At 53.9% G+C, this 230-nt stretch carries 1 protein-coding gene; it reads left to right on the forward strand.

Translation table 11 applies throughout. The features are described from left to right. Positions 1-230: hypothetical protein (locus EN781_RS34985; protein WP_210213524.1), on the forward strand; the 230-nt coding region annotated here is incomplete at both ends.

The following is a 230-nucleotide window of genomic DNA, read 5'->3' on the forward strand; positions in this document are numbered from 1 at the left end:
GAACCGAACCAATCCACAGAAATATTTTGTTGGTATTTTTGTTGGCTATCCCTGCTCTTGTGTGGGCGTCAACTATTTGGAAACAAAGCCAGATTTCCTTCGCTTCGAATCCGCCTCTGGGCACCATTTTTTCCTCACAATACCACTACCGGGCGCCTTGCGCCAGACGCCGATTGGCGGGATGCTGCCGCAGGCGAACCGGGGGGCAAACCGGCACGCCGGATCGATAT

This window comes from Mesorhizobium sp. M4A.F.Ca.ET.090.04.2.1 (assembly GCF_003999085.1).
Classification (GTDB): Bacteria; Pseudomonadota; Alphaproteobacteria; order Rhizobiales; family Rhizobiaceae; genus Mesorhizobium.